Source organism: Nostoc sp. XA010, assembly GCF_020829625.1.
In the GTDB taxonomy this organism is placed as follows: domain Bacteria; phylum Cyanobacteriota; class Cyanobacteriia; order Cyanobacteriales; family Nostocaceae; genus Nostoc.
In genome coordinates this window covers 127248-142546 of the sequence record NZ_JAIVFX010000004.1, presented here as the reverse complement: position 1 = coordinate 142546, position 15299 = coordinate 127248, and the positions used below count along the sequence as shown (strand labels likewise).

Annotated in this window: 11 protein-coding genes and 1 pseudogene; 9 read left to right on the top strand and 3 right to left on the bottom strand. The window is 41.1% G+C overall.

Features of this window, described 5'->3' with window-relative positions:
- The first annotated feature begins 657 nt into the window (after positions 1–657).
- Together LC608_RS08010 and LC608_RS08005 are read left to right on the top strand one after the other, a co-directional pair.
- Positions 658–936: a hypothetical protein gene (locus tag LC608_RS08010; RefSeq protein ID WP_229553032.1), complete on the top strand. Its 279-nt coding sequence runs from the start codon at positions 658–660 to the stop codon at positions 934–936.
- 236 nt (positions 937–1172) lie between these two features.
- A complete protein-coding gene (locus tag LC608_RS08005) occupies positions 1173–1340 on the top strand; it encodes a hypothetical protein (RefSeq protein WP_229553031.1) in 168 nt (55 codons plus the stop codon).
- Between the two features lie 107 nt (positions 1341–1447).
- On the opposite strand, the gene LC608_RS08000 is transcribed toward LC608_RS08005, so the two are convergent.
- Positions 1448–5131, bottom strand: coding sequence for a HEAT repeat domain-containing protein (locus LC608_RS08000; RefSeq protein WP_229553030.1), 3684 nt, complete (start codon positions 5129–5131; stop codon positions 1448–1450).
- Between the two features lie 154 nt (positions 5132–5285).
- On the opposite strand from LC608_RS08000, the gene LC608_RS07995 reads away from it, so the two are divergent.
- Positions 5286–5546 (top strand): hypothetical protein, encoded by a 261-nt coding sequence (locus LC608_RS07995; RefSeq protein ID WP_229553029.1) that lies wholly within the window; start codon positions 5286–5288, stop codon positions 5544–5546.
- Between the two features lie 159 nt (positions 5547–5705).
- Positions 5706–5936: a hypothetical protein gene (locus LC608_RS07990; protein WP_229553028.1), complete on the top strand. Its 231-nt coding sequence runs from the start codon at positions 5706–5708 to the stop codon at positions 5934–5936.
- Positions 5937–6166: 230 nt separating this feature from the next.
- Here LC608_RS07990 and LC608_RS07985 read toward each other — a convergent pair.
- A pseudogene (locus tag LC608_RS07985) lies at positions 6167–6559 on the bottom strand (Uma2 family endonuclease); the annotation flags it as partial.
- Between the two features lie 153 nt (positions 6560–6712).
- Between LC608_RS07985 and fni the strand changes: the two are divergent.
- Both fni and sppA read left to right on the top strand, forming a co-directional pair.
- Positions 6713–7762 (top strand): type 2 isopentenyl-diphosphate Delta-isomerase, encoded by a 1050-nt coding sequence (gene fni, locus LC608_RS07980; protein WP_229553027.1) that lies wholly within the window; start codon positions 6713–6715, stop codon positions 7760–7762.
- A gap of 89 nt (positions 7763–7851) precedes the next feature.
- Positions 7852–9687, top strand: a complete 1836-nt coding sequence (gene sppA / locus LC608_RS07975) for a signal peptide peptidase SppA (RefSeq protein ID WP_229553026.1) — start codon at positions 7852–7854, stop codon at positions 9685–9687.
- Between the two features lie 195 nt (positions 9688–9882).
- Here the strand turns inward: sppA and LC608_RS07970 are convergent, their stop codons facing one another.
- Positions 9883–10440 carry an HPP family protein gene (locus tag LC608_RS07970; RefSeq protein WP_229553025.1) on the bottom strand — a complete coding sequence of 186 codons (558 nt, stop codon included), beginning with the start codon at positions 10438–10440 and terminating at the stop codon, positions 9883–9885.
- A gap of 518 nt (positions 10441–10958) precedes the next feature.
- Here LC608_RS07970 and LC608_RS07965 point away from each other — a divergent pair.
- The 3 genes from LC608_RS07965 (at position 10959) to LC608_RS07955 (ending at position 15188) form a co-directional block, all read left to right on the top strand.
- Positions 10959–13400, top strand: coding sequence for a dynamin-like GTPase family protein (locus LC608_RS07965; RefSeq protein ID WP_229553024.1), 2442 nt, complete (start codon positions 10959–10961; stop codon positions 13398–13400).
- Between the two features lie 99 nt (positions 13401–13499).
- Positions 13500–13880, top strand: a complete 381-nt coding sequence (locus LC608_RS07960; RefSeq protein WP_229553023.1) for a KGK domain-containing protein — start codon at positions 13500–13502, stop codon at positions 13878–13880.
- A 282-nt stretch (positions 13881–14162) separates the two neighbouring features.
- Positions 14163–15188: an LD-carboxypeptidase gene (locus LC608_RS07955; protein WP_229553022.1), complete on the top strand. Its 1026-nt coding sequence runs from the start codon at positions 14163–14165 to the stop codon at positions 15186–15188.
- Positions 15189–15299: the final 111 nt, after the last annotated feature.

Sequence of the window (15299 nt, the reverse complement as noted above, 5' to 3'; positions counted from 1 at the left end):
CGGAATAATTGCACAATAGAAGCAATTTTCCTTGTCTGTAACACTTACTAAAGAACTTACAGTATATAAATTTCCTTTTCCTAAAGAATTTTATCTGCTGCGAGAAACTTTGCTAACTGGCTAAAGATGGATGAGGCTGGGAAATAAATTAATCCCTTTGACTGCTGTAATTGCTACTTGTTACAATTAACGCTATTTTTTACCCCTCCCTAACCCTCCCCTTGTAAAGGGGAGGGAACCGGATTTTTCTTGTTTCCCCCCTTTATAAGGGGGGACTAAGGGGGGTAACAACGTAATTAAAATCACAGCCAAACACTTTTCAAACATTCTCTTAGGAGAGCGTTAGGGATTTTCAAGAAATCAATTAGCCAAATAAACTAACCGCAGAGACGCAGAGAACGCAGAGAGAGGAGAAATAGAGAATATTTTTGCGTCAGTTTTGGAATGTTTTTTTATTTGGAAGTCTTTTAATTAACTCATCACGGCGCTCGCAAAAATGATGCCTGCGGCGGGCTACGCCTACGCATTCTCATTCTGTTCACAATATCTGTTTTATTAGGTGCGATCGCCTCTGCCACAGTTTCCCCTAAGATAACCAAAGCACTTGGAAGATTTGATGCATAATAAAAACTAAACCTTGAAATTCTGAAGTAGGCAATGAATACTACCGATAATTCTCCGATGGATGATGGGTCATCAGCAGATTTGATCTCTGTCGCAGAGTTACAGCAACAGCTTAATGACTTACTCCAGCAACTATCTCCAGAGCGATTACAGCTGCTGACTGATTTTGCTGCTTATTTGGCAAATGCTGAAAGCGAAGCTGCAACCCAAGAACTTTTGGCAATTCCTGGATTGTTAGAGCGAGTTAAGCAAAATCAAGTAACGCCTAAAGCCCAATACACCGCCTGGAGAACTCTTCGCTCTGATGTATGAAGTTATTCTTCATCCCGATGTCCAAGAAGTTTATGTCAATGCTGACAAAGCTTTTGCTAAGAAAATTGCCCGATGTTTGTAGCAGCTAGAACAAACTCCTCGATCGCACCCCAACATTAAAGCCCTGAAGGGAGATTATGCAGGTTACTATCGCTAGCGAATCGGAGATTACAGGGTCATTTATTCTATAGATGATGAACTTGTGCAGGTACTTGTTGTGGTGATTGCTCATCGCAGTGAGGTATATAAACCGTAAAGGCGATCGCTTAATCAATTCATCGCGGCGCGATCGCAAAAACGGTCGCATTCCCATTCTGTTTACAATATCTGTTTTACTAGGTGCGATGTCTGCGACGGGCTACGCCTACGCATTCCCTGGATTGCGGAAAGATCAGACGCGATAGATTTACGAGACGCTTACGAGATGCGATGAATCGCGTCTTTACAAGGGATTGCTGCTTCCACATTTCCCTTATGTTTTGGCTGAAGGAAGTATTTTTCTTTCGTACTCTCAATCTTTCACTTTCTCTTGTTGATGCCAAGCTTGATAAAAAGCTAGGTAGGTCATACTTTGGGCGCACTTCCAGATAATTTCGTAGCAATTATCAAATCGCTTAAAGTCATTTTCGTAAGTTTCAGGTGATAGGTAATCCTTCAACACGGTGACAACATTCGGCATCTGTTCCTCTAACATAATTTTCCCTAAGCTTTCTGCCGCTAGCGATCGGCTATAATTATCCAGTTGTGGTTTGCCGATTAACTCTACCAAAGCATCAGTCGCTTTTTGATTGCCAGAGCCAATTTGCCCTAAGCTTTGTACAGCCTGTCTTTGGGTAGAATCATTCAGTTGTGGTTTGCCAATTAACTCTACCAAAGCACCAGTCGCTTTTTGATTGCCTGGGTCGATTTTCCCTAAGCTTTCTACAGCTTGTCTTCGGGTAGAATCATTCAGTTGTGGTTTGCCAATTAACTCCACCAAAGCATCAATCGCTTTTTGATTGCCTGGGTCGATTTTCCCTAAGCTTTCTGCCGCTAGCGATCGGGTATCATCATCCAGTTGTAGATTGTCGATTAACTCCACCAAAGCATCAATCACTTTTTCGTTGCTAGAGCCAATTTGCCCTAAGCTTTTTACAACTGGTCTTCGGGTAGAATCATTCAGTTGTGGATTGCCGATTAACTCCACCAAAGCAGCGATTGCTTTTTCATTGCCAGAGCCAATTTGCCCTAAGCTGTCTGCCGTTAGCGATCGGGTATCATCATCCAGTTGTGGTTTGCCGATTAACTCTACCAAAGCATCAATCGCTTTTTCGTTGCCAGAGTCAATTTGCCATAAACTTTCTGCCGCTAGCCATCGGGTAAAATCATTCAGTTGTGGATTGCCGATTAACTCCACCAAAGCATCAATCGCTTTTTCGTTGCCACAGCCAATTTTCCCTAAGCTTTCTGCCGCTAACCTTCGGGTAAAAACATCCACTTGTAAATTGCCACTTAACTCGACCAAAAAATCAATCGCCTTTTCGTTGCCAGACCCAATTTCCCATAAACTTTGTGCCGCTAGCAATCGGGTAAAATCATTCAGTTGTGGATTGCCGATTAACTCCACCAAAGCATCAATCGCTTTTTCGTTGCCACAGCCAATCTTCCCTAAGCTTTCTAGCGCTTGCCTTCGGGTATCATCATTTAGTTGTGGTTTACTAATTAACTCCACCAAAGCATCAATCGCCTTTTTGTTGCCTGGGTCAATTTGCCCTAAGCTAGATGCTACTAACCATCGGGTAAAATCATTCAGTTGTGGATTGCCGATTAACTCCACCAAAGCAGCGATTGCTTTTTGGTTGCCACAGCCAATTTTCCCTAAGCTAGATGCCTCTAGGAATCGGGTAAAATCATCCAGTTGTGTTTTGCCAATTAACTCCACTAAAGTATCAATCGCTTTTTGGTTGCCACAGCCAATTTTCCCTAAGCTAGATACCGCTCGCCTTCGGGCAGAAAAATACAGTTGTGGTTTGCCGATTAACTCCACCAAAGCATCAATCGCTTTTATGCGATTTGTCTGAGGTAGTGCTGTCGATGCTCCCTCTGCGATTGGTGTAAGAAATTTTACCCACTCGTTTTGTTCAACTTTAAACTCGCCAAAGCCCCATTTAACGATTTCCGTCACAATAGCATCTGCGTTGACAGAATTTTTCCACTCATCAACCCCCGCAGCAGCGAGAAAATAAGCGCGAAACTCGTAAAATCCCTTTCTGACTCTATCAATAACTCTGTATTCTCCGCACCCATCATCAAATTCCACCAACGCCTGAATAAACTCTTCCTTCTCCTCCCTCTCCACATCCTCACGTCCCAACCACAGCAAAATCACCTCTTTCCACTGCGGGGCTAAAATGCGATAAACGCCTAGCGCGGGGTTGTCGGGAACATGATTCAGAAACTCGTGCCAATCAGCGATCGCCAACGCTGCAAAATATTCCTCAAATGTGGTGTGGTAAAAAGCGTAAACTTCCTCTTCAATGTCAGATTCGGCAGCCAGTCCAACTTGATTTAGCCATCCCAACTTTAGCGCCAACCAAAATAGAGAACCCTCCTCTTCTGGATCGCCCAATTCATTACTTACAAACTCATGGCGCAACCGAAAGCGAGAAGTTTCTGTGTCAATTGCCCGCTTTGCCAAACGTCCCAGTGCTGCGTTTAGTTTTTGTCGCTGCTCTTGAGTCGTGCGAAAGCGATTTTTTTTCCAAGTGTAGAACCGCTTAACAAACTGCTGATAAAGCCCGGCTTTAGTTTCCGGTAAACCTTTATCGGAACCTTGCCAAGTGCTACACAAGAGCGCTAACCGCAAAGGATTTTTAACTAAATCTTGGATGCGCTGACGTTCAGCTTTATCTAATTCCTGCCATAATCTTTCCCCTTTGTCTGCATCCTTGTTGTGAAACCAACGCCCAATAAACTCTTGCACTTGTTGCGGATATTCAAAATTGAGTAACCGATACGTCTGAAACTTTTGTAAGGCGCCCGCGTTTGCTTCCCAAACATTCACCCGACAAGTCAGCACAACCCGCGCATCTTCCACCCATCCCGTCAACTGCTGGGAAATCTCAGTTAATGGTTGGGGTGAGGACATTTCATCTGCTGCATCCAACAACAACCATACACAATTATTCTTGAATAATTTTTCTAAAGTGTCTTCCTGTTCTTCTGTTACACGCACAACTTTTAAAGCATTCTTCAGCCAATCTTGAAGCAGATAATTTTCTACACTCTTTCCTTGTAAGTCTGCCAAAGAAATCCAAATTGGTAAACCCAGATTGTTGTTTAATATCCAAAAAGCTATAGTTTGCAACTGAGTAGTTTTTCCCGCACCCGGTTCCCCAATTAAAGCGATACGGTATCCTTGAATTTTACCAACACCATCACGGATAACTTGCTCTAAAAAAGCCTCATGTTCAAATCGCTGCTTTTCTTCATAACTCGGTTCGTAAAGTTGCGAACCTTGTTCTGCGGAAATATTCTCGCTGCACTTCTTCGGTTTGTTACGCTCCACCAATGCTAAAGGGACATGAATTGCCTCTAGCTCAAATTTCATCTCATCATCAGCAAACAGCAACTCATTTGTGGTAAGACGCTTGTGCTTTTCCAGCATAGCGCCGCAGATTTCTTGCCAATCCAAGCTATTATCTGTTGTTTCTACTTGGGATGTTTCTTTTAAATTCGTCTTTTGGTATTCGTTCCACTTCTGCTTAACTACCTCCAGATTATCTTTTATCGTCACTGTCTGATGTTTTAGCGTCAGGGTAAATTTCCAATAACCTTTATTATTCGCAGCTTTTTGCGGTTCTCGCACTCCTAACTCCCATAGCCAGTCAAGTGCAGTTTGAAGCTCTTGTAATTGTCTGTCTTTCTGAGAAACATTAGATTCTGCTTTTTGCCGGGGAAGTTTTAAACTTTTACCAGCATCTTTAATCTGGTTGAGTAAATATTCCTTCTTTGTACCAACTTCAGTTGTTTTGCTTCTGTTTCCTCTTGTTTGTTGGCTTTTATATCCGGTAATTCGCAGCTTATCAGCATCCCAGACAAGGCAAAGTGGAAGTTTGGATTCACAATCTTGCTCTACCGACAGTTGCAGCAATGCTTCTACCAGACTGAGTACATTCTCTAAAGCTGATTCATCTCCACGAATATTTCTTGACATCAGTCAAATAATTTTGAATTACCCAAACAAACAAGCTTCCCCAAGCTGGAAAACCTGACGATACAAGCATTATAGATGTTGCGTGGGGGATGTGTCTGCGGAAATACCCAAAAAAATAATTGACCTTGTAAACCTAAAAACAAGGTGAATTCAGATGTCATTTCAAAAACGTGGTAAAAGTGCAAGTCAAAGAGCGATGTCTACGACGGGCTACGCCTACGCTTTCTTACTAATTCTGCAAACAATATTAATTGGCGTAAATGCCGAAAACCGCCTTCAGCAAGGAGACTCACCAATCGAGGTTTTAATGTGGATGATTAACCAGTGTATTCCAGTCCTGAAACAAGCCAGCAGTTTGCAAGAAAAACACAAAAAGAGCCTGTTACCCAAACATCGCCGTTCTGAGGATCAATAATATCACAAGCCCCTCTTTGCTCGGTGTATACACAAGTCAAATTACCCCCCTCAATCCCCCCTTGGAAAGGGGGGAAGCCGGAAAGAAATCTAGTTCCCTCCCCTTTACAAGGGGAGGGTTAGGGTGGGGTAAAACCTTGGTTAATCAGCTATTTCAGACTTGTATGTACACCGTAGCCTTATTCTTGGGTGGGCTTCTTCAGGTTTAATAAGTAATCAAGCGCACAAGTCCATTCGTCCAGAACACAAGTTCATTCGTTCAGAACACAAGTTCATTCGTCCAGAACACAAGTTCATTCGTCCAGAACACAAGTTCATTCGTTCAGAACACAAGTTCATTCGTTCAGAACACAACTTTATTCGTTCAGAACACAACTTTATTGTCGTGTAATTATTGAGCTAGTATTTCAATCTTGTTACAAAAAATACCTTATTTTGCAAGTTTTACTGAACCACTATACTGTTCCATTGAGACACTCTAGAAAGATAAAGTTTAGTAAAAAGTATGCATTAATGCCACGCAAAAAAAGAAGCTCTCCCGTGCTAGAAAAAACTGAACAGAGAGTAATCGGATTTAAATCGATTAATTCCACCCTTGACTTTGGTGATTCGATCAGCTTAAACAATTTGATAATATTTAAACTTATCTGTTTTGTCATAATTTTTAGTTGAATTTGATAAGACTTCAACAATTAATAAAGGATTAGTGATAATTGTTTTACCTGTTCCCTCGTAAATAGGCTTATCTTTGATGACCATAACATCAGGATAAGTATTAATGCGATAACGAGGTATTGATAATTTCACATCCCCTATGTAAATCTCATAATCTTGCCCTTGCACTGTCAAGGGAAATTTGCGACAAAAATTAAGTGCAATTTTGTTGTGGTTAGTTGTTCCCCCTGTGATGGGTATAATTTCTCCGTCTCTGTATTCATTTTTATATTCAGCCTTCTCTTCTAATTCCAAATATTCTTCTGGGGTGTAGTAGCGCTTTTCTGTTTGTAAAACCATATTAATTAACTCATAAAATGAGGGAATGGGTATGTTATCAATAGCGTAACGTACCCTAAAGATAGCCAAAATAAATAATTTTGTTATAAAAATCTGATTGCAGACAATGTAACAATAGCGATCGCAAGCCAATACTTTTAGCCATACCCACCAGTGAACGCCCCTACCAACATCTCTGCACAAACTCAGAATCGCAAAGCCGATCACATTCGGATTTGCTTAGAAGAAGATGTTCAGTCTCATCAAATCACCAATGGACTGGAACGTTATCGCTTTACCCATTCTTGCTTACCCGAACTCAACCACAACGATATTGATATCAGTACAACTTTCCTAGGGAAACACCTTGGCGCACCCTTGTTAATTTCTTCCATGACTGGCGGAACAGAACAAGCCGCAATGATTAACCAACGTTTGGCGCAAGTCGCGCAACACTACAAAATTGCAATGGGTGTCGGTTCCCAGCGCGTAGCAGTAGAAAAACCCCAAGTGGCTGATACTTTTGCTGTCCGCAAGTATGCCCCCGATGTTCTGCTATTTGCGAACTTGGGCGCTGTGCAACTTAACTATAAGTACGGCTTAGATGAATGTTTGCAGGTAGTGGATATCCTAGAGGCTGATGCCCTGATTTTACACATTAACCCTTTACAAGAGTGCATTCAACCCAAAGGTGATACTAATTTTCGGGGTTTAATTGACAAAATAGCTGATTTGTGCGGTAAACTACCAGTGCCAGTGATTGCGAAGGAAGTTGGTAACGGCATTTCAGCAGCGATCGCCAACAAACTCATTGCCGCCGGAGTAGCAGCAATTGATGTAGCTGGTGCTGGAGGTACTTCTTGGGCAAAAGTAGAAAGCGAACGGGCAGAAAATCCCTTGCAACGTCGCTTAGGAAGGACGTTTGCCGATTGGGGTTTACCGACGGCAGAGTGTATTACAACTATTAGAGCGATCGCTCCAAATGTGCCCTTAATTGCTTCGGGAGGTTTGCGTCATGGAGTGGATGTTGCAGCCGCGATCGCCTTGGGAGCAGATATAGCTGGTTTAGCAATGCCTTTTTTGCAAGCAGCAGCAACATCAGAGACAGCAGTTGCAGAACTTGCTGAAGTATTAATTGCCGAAATTACCACAGTCTTATTTTGCACTGGCAACGCTACCTTATATCAGTTAAAGCACTCTGATAGTTTACAGCGCATAGAATAGGTAAATAGGTGATTTGTCATTTGTCATTTGTCCTTTGTCATTTGTAAATGCCCAATTCCCAATTCCCAATAACTAATAACTAATAACTAATGCGTAATTTTATCAAACAAACTTTTGCTAGTATAGTTGGCACCTTACTAGGACTAATTATTTTCGGTGGTCTGGGAACCACTGGATTATTCTTGCTGATATTGGCTGCTAGCTCCTCTAAAGATACTGGGCCAAATGTGAAAGATAAGTCAATGCTGGTTTTTGACTTGTCAATGAAAATTACTGATAGCGAACCGAGTTCAGGCGAACTGTTTCAAAACACATTATCAGGTGTAGATGAAGATAGGATGGCACTCCGCAAAGTTGTAGAAACTTTGGAAAAGGCGCGACGCGATCCGCGAATTATCGGGATCTATTTAGATGCAACAAGCACAAGCCAAGCTGGTAACGTCGGCTATGCCTCCCTGAAAGAAATTCGGAAAGCGTTGGAAGAGTTTCGCGCTTCTGGGAAAAAGATTATCGCTTATGGCACTGATTGGAGTGAAAAGGAATATTACCTTAGTTCAGTGGCAGATTCCATTGTACTTAATCCTCTAGGAATGATGGAAATCAACGGCTTGAGTTCGCAACCGATGTTCTTAACGGGAGCATTGCAGAAATATGGCATTGGTATTCAAGTCGTGCGGGTGGGGAAATTTAAGGGCGCTGTAGAACCGTTTATCCTCAAAAAGTTGAGTCCAGAAAACCGTGAACAAACTCAAAAATTGTTGGATGATGTTTGGGGAGAGTGGCGCACTACTGTAGGCGCAAGTCGGAAAATTGAACCTAACCAGTTGCAAGCGATCGCAAATACTCAGGCGCTACTCGAAGCCACACAAGCCAAAACTAGCGGTTTAGTTGATCAAGTTCAATACCCCGATGAAGTGGTAACTGACCTGAAAAAGTTGACAGGTAGTGATAAAGACGACAAAACATTCCGACAAATTAGCCTGAATAGCTATGCAGAAGTTTCTGGCAAATCTTTGGGTGTAGAACGTAGTTCAAAAAATGAAATTGCCGTTGTTTATGCTGAAGGTGAGATTGTTGATGGTAAAGGAGAAGATGGACAAGTAGGAGGCGATCGCTTTGCCAAAATCTTCAACAAACTACGACAAGATAAGGATGTGAAAGCTGTTGTACTACGGATTAATAGTCCTGGTGGTAGCGCTACTGCATCTGAAGTCATGCAGCGAGAAGTGAAATTAACTCGTAAGGTAAAACCGGTTGTAGTCTCAATGGGTGATGTAGCCGCCTCTGGTGGTTACTGGATTGCTAGCGACTCTAATCGCATTTTTGCCGAACCAAATACCATTACAGGTTCAATAGGTGTGTTTGGGGTGTTGTTCAATGGTGAAAAGCTGGCTAATGATAATGGCATCACCTGGGATTCGGTAAAAACTGGAACCTATGCTGATAGTCAAACAGTTTCGCGGCCGAAATCGCCCCAAGAGTTGGCACTTTATCAGCGTAGTGTTAACCGAATTTATAATATGTTTCTGAATAAAGTTTCTCAAGGTCGGAAACTCCCAGAACAAAAAGTAGCAGAAATTGCCCAAGGACGGGTTTGGTCTGGTGTGGCAGCAAAAGAAATTGGTTTGGTGGATGAAATTGGCGGCTTGAATAGTGCGATCGCTTATGCTGCCAAGCAGGCAAAACTAGGAGAAGATTGGGAAGTGCAAGAATATCCTCGCACTAACAGTTTTGGAGAACGGTTTTTTGGACGTGCAACCGAAGAAGTGCGGACTGCTTTAGGAATTGAGGAGACGCAACTCAAACAATCCAATCCCCTCATGAATGAATTCCACAAGTTGCAAGAGGAAATCGAAATTCTGCAAAAGATGAACGATCCACAAGGGGTTTACGCCCGTTTGCCTTTCAACTTGAAGATTGATTGATATCATCACCGGATCTATCCAACGCTCACAACAACAATGCCCTTGCGATCGCAAGGGTATTGTTATCAATGTTCTCTACGTGATACTGAGGAAAGATCCAAGTCGAACCAAAACAACCGAAAATGAATTGAACTGCGATTAACCTACTCTTGTTTGTCCGATGCTTAAGGATGCTCTGGTTTGCTAGAGACAACGCTATAACCAGTGTTTTGGATACGTTCTTTCTTCCGCTAAATTATTGAAGATCACAGCGCATAGCACTAGAATCATCGATCCCTCAAAAGCAGGTGTTAGCAGAAATTGCCAGTCTGGTTTCGTCATCATAACAACTAATGCAACAGCACCCGAAGGTGGGTGTAAAGTTCCGGTAAGCTGCATGATTCCGATTGCACTAGAAACAGCCATTCCCATTGAGAAGGGAGAAGAACCAAGAAAATGCAGAATTATCAGACTCACGATAGCAGCTAAAAGATTACCCCCAATGACATTGCGAGGTTGAGCCAAAGGACTGTCAGGGACACCAAAGATCAAAACACTAGTAGCACCAAAAGGAGCCATCAGCAAAGGAGAATTAGTTTTTGCAGCAAGGTAAGACGTTGCAGTGATGGCTAAGAAACTACCGATCCAACTCCAAAAAACATGCCGATGATGAGGTCTGTCTATTGGGCAGGCTAGCGGACAGGATCGCCATCTGGCAAAGGTTTTAAACCAATAATTTTGCAATTTCAACCGAACTTTTTTAGCGTCGATCATGAATGAACCACTCGATAATCACGACTCCCTGAATTGATTGAGCAAGGCTTTACTAAAGTTACAATAACATGACATTTCTCAAAAAATCTCTAAAAAGTATTCAAATATACAGAATTTTCTATTTTTTAGGAATTTAGCCTAAATCGGTCAGTTTAAGTTGCATAAAAGTGGGCTGTTCGCCTTGGCGTAGCCTCTTGTAGAGAAGCGTTCCCGTAGAGTAGCCCATACTTGCAAGCTAATCATTCGGGGAAAATGAATGACGATTAGCTTAGTTGAAATTGCTCTTTGTTTGATTTCTTCTTGCTCACTGACTACAGCGAGGCGGATGAGTTGGCCTCGCTAAGGTCGAAATCAGACTTCTCTTTGCGTTAGCCTAATAAGTTTTAAAGCAGACATAATCTTTGTGGGTTAGGTGATATCCAGCAGCCAAACCACATCAAATATCTCAGAAATTATACTGAACCATCAAGATAATAAATCTAACTAACATATACATAAATATTGTCAGGGTGCTAAATATGTCAGATTTACCGCTTCAGTGCAAAAATTTGAAAGAGCAGGTTGAGTGTATATTACAACTTTTACAGCAAGAACCAACGCTACGTTTCCAAGATATTACACCTGTACAAACGTCCCTAAGTAAGGCGATTTCTCCCAAGTTTGAAATTGTGTTTGCGGGTGCGTTTAGTGCAGGTAAATCAATGCTTATAAATGCACTATTAGAAAGGGAATTACTATACAGCGCAGAGGGACACGCTACAGGTACAGAATGCAAAATTGAGTATGCAGAAGTAGATAAAGAACGTGTTGTTTTGACATTTTTAAGTGAAGCAGAGGTTCGGGAACAAGCAGTTTCTTTGTGTCAACAACTAGGATTTAAGACAGTATTTAATGTTAACCAAGATACTGAGTTAATTGACTTGCTATTGCGAAGTGATAAAGTTATTCAGCAGGAAGGTGGTGAGAGTCAATCAGAACGTGCAAAACAAGCGAAGGCGTTAATGTTGTTGCTGGAGGGATATATAGCAAACCGCGATCGCATCAACACGGTTAATAATGCTACATATTCAATGGAGCAATTTAACTTTTCTAATCTCAAGGAAGCGGCTGGATATGCCCGTCGTGGTAGTAATAGTGCAGTATTGAAGCGAATAGAATATTACTGCAATCATCCTTTGCTACAAGATGGTAATGTAATTATTGACACGCCGGGTATAGATGCACCAGTAGAGAAAGATGCACAATTAACTTATGCCAAAATTCAACATCCTGATACCTCGGCGGTGGTGTGTGTGCTAAAACCTGCTTCGGCGGGTGAAATGACAAAAGAAGAAACAGAACTTTTGGAATTAATGCGGGAGAATGGGGGAATACGCGATCGCGTTTTCTATATCTTCAACCGCATTGATGAAACTTGGTATAATACTCAGCTACGGCAACGATTAGACGATTTAATTAGTGGGCAATTTCACAATACAAGCAAGGTTTATAAAACGAGTGGATTATTAGGATTTTATGGCAGTCAGATTAAAGAGACAAGCCAACAAAATAGATTTGGTTTAGATTCTGTTTTTGCAGAAAGTATTAAAGGTTTAGATGGGAAAGAAGAAACACCACAATTTGTCTACGCGTTTAACAACTACTGCGTAAATTCAGGAAAGCTGTCTTCTAGTAAATTTCGTGTCTCTGTTAACGGCTTTGAAACCCCAAATGAAAATTATGTGCGGATTCTGGGAGATTGGGGAAATGAAATTATAGAACAGCTAATTAAAGATAGTGGTACTGAAGAATTTCGCACAGCTATTACTCGCTATCTTACCCAAGAAAAGCGTCCCCAATTATTTAAAAATCTTGCTGATGATTTGGAGGATGTTTGTATTAACCTGAAAAAACATTATCAGAGTGTTCAACGCAATTTAGATAGTCAGCCCCAAGAAATTGAGACAATGAAGGCGCAAGAGTTACAACGCCTAAATCAGCAACTCCAGCAAATTGGTAGAGACTTTCATGAGCATATCACAGAAGAAGTTAACCAAATAATTAATAATTCTTGTGATGCTTTTGAAGCAGATTTTAAGCAATTGCAATCAAGAATGATTCGTCGTCTAGATGAATTGCTAGATACTTTTTCTGTAGCTTCTGCTTATCAACGTGCAACCATCAGCCATCCTCGTAACGCGACTGCACCTTTAATTGCCATTTTAGTAGAGGCATTTTATTACTTAGCAAATCAATTAGAAGATATTTTGGTTGAATCTTCTCAGCAAGTAGTTGCGAATTATTTCCAGCGATTGATTGAAAAGATTCGCAAGTCAGAATATTATCGCCAGTTATATCGTTTGTTAGATAATGATGGTGGGATTGAACAAGAGATTAGAATGTTAGAAAAAGGAGTTGCTCAAGCATTATTTAGTGCAGCTAGTGTAGAGTGCGATCGCTTTGTGCGAGAAAGTCCCAGATTTTACGATGAAGGCACTTTTTCTATATATCAATTTCGCCAAACTTTATCACAAACTTCTCAAGGTTACGACGCTGAAAGTATCGTGGAAGCAGAACCAGCAATTAGGCAATTATTGAAGTTAGATTTTGAACCAAAAGTTTCCCAAACTATTCGTAAATCTTTCCGTCAAACCATTAATCAAACACTGAAAACTCAGTTGTTACCAATGGCAGATAAGCAAGCAGATGAAATTTTGCAGCAATATCCACAGGCGCGGGCTTATTTAGAGAAAACGCTACAACAAGAAGCTGAAGAAAAAATTGCAACTAATCGCCGATTATTGAGTGTTGTTGAAGAAAATATTGCAGCATATAATTCAGCAGCTTCTAGTATTAATACTTGTTTACAGGCGATGCAATTATCTGATCATCTTTTGCCTGTCATTGGTGATTCATTTGATACTGATGCTAGGTTTGCTAATAATGGATTTGTGATTTCAGATGTGGTACAAAAGGTTTAATTGTAATCTCAAAGATAATTGTAGCTTTTAGTGAGTGCTAAAACACTCACTAACTACAGTTTTGTGTAAAGTAGAAAAATTTCAAAAATTGAGGTTGATATGCAATATGAATTTAAGCAAATACAGTGCAACGATGGTGATGTTTTGGACTTCGGAGGCAACACATATAAAATTGCTAAATTTAAACAAGCAATGGATACCTCATTTAACTCCACGTTAGAATCTATATTGAATCAAGAATTAAGTAGGCAAGGAATAAATATAAAACAGTCTCCGAATGGGAATTGGTTTCAGAAGGGCACAGATTGCGAAATTTTAACACTAGGTTCTCAAAGCTGGAAAAAGGGGAAAGTTAAAATTAAAATAAGCGTTGAATTTTATATTGAAGAGGAAGATTTCCAAATAACTAACAGCAACAATTCAGAAATCACCAAACCAGAGTCGCCTCTTGATGATCTGCGCCGCATGATTCACGAGTAAAATTAGTAAATCAAAATTTACATATAGCAATCCTATTTTGATTTGTGAAAATTCGTGGTATCCAGATCCCCGACTTCTTTTAGAAGTCGGGGATCTAACTTTTTATGAATGATTTAGCGTTGCTATAACCTATTACAATTCGTCATACCATTTTATTTTAATAATGATACAAATACGCTGGTAAGGGTATGGCAATGCCATGCCCCTACGATAAATCTATATGTATCAGGATTTTCGTAATTGGTATCACTATCCTAATCCCTAATCCCCAACTGAATGGTTATGAATATCAAGCGTCGGGAATTTCTTGCAACTTGTGGGCTGGCTACCTTAGCCACTCAAATACCAACACTTAGCGCCCAAGGTAAGCTATCTCTAAACACCATCCGCAAGCCGCCCCGTCTGCAAGCTGGCGATACTGTAGGATTGATTTCCCCTGCGGGTATCGTTGACGCTAAAGATATCGAAGTAGCGCAACAATCCCTTTCACAGTTAGGGTTAAAAGTCAAGCTGGGGAAGCATATTTTAGACCGTTACGGCTATTTAGCGGGTAAAGACAGCGATCGCGCCCAGGATGTAAACTTGATGTTTAGCGATCGCACCATCAAAGCAATTATTCCCATGCGTGGTGGTTGGGGTTGCAATCGCATTTTACCCCTGCTCAACTACTCGCTAATCCGCTCCCATCCGAAAATTATCATCGGTTACAGCGATATTACAACGCTGTTGTTAGCAATTAATGCCCGTAGTCAAATGATTACTTTTCATGGGCCAGTTGCTACGTCTACCTGGAATGAATTTACAGTCGATTACTTCAAGCGCATCCTATTTAAGGCTGAAGCGGTGACTATGCAAAATCTCAATCCTAGCGAAGTGCGGTTGGAGATAATAGCACCGGGAAAGGCGAGGGGTAAACTTGTGGGTGGAAACTTATCAGTTTTATCAGCGATGGTAGGTTCACCTTACCTACCTTCTTGGAACAGAAGCATTCTGTTTGTGGAAGAAGTTGGCGAGGATGTTTACCGTATAGATAGGATGCTGACGCAATTAAAAACTGCTGGGATACTTAATCAAATTGCTGGCTTTATTTTTGGGCAATGCACTAAATGTAGTCTTGGAGATCAACCATCATTTACATTAATGCAAGTATTGCAACAACACATACTTCCTTTAGGTATTCCTGCTTGGTATGGTTCAATGATTGGTCATATTAAGGATAAATTTACTTTGCCAATCGGTGTAGAAGTGGAAATAAATGCCGAACTTGGGACAATACGAATGTTAGAGAGGGCTGTTAGCCTTGTGTGAATGAGGCAGGAGGTTGGAATAAAAAATAGTGGCTCACATTTTATCTAAATTGCAAGCCACTAAATTGGAGATTTTGGTGTTCTTGACTATCTGTGCAAAAACCTGAAAACC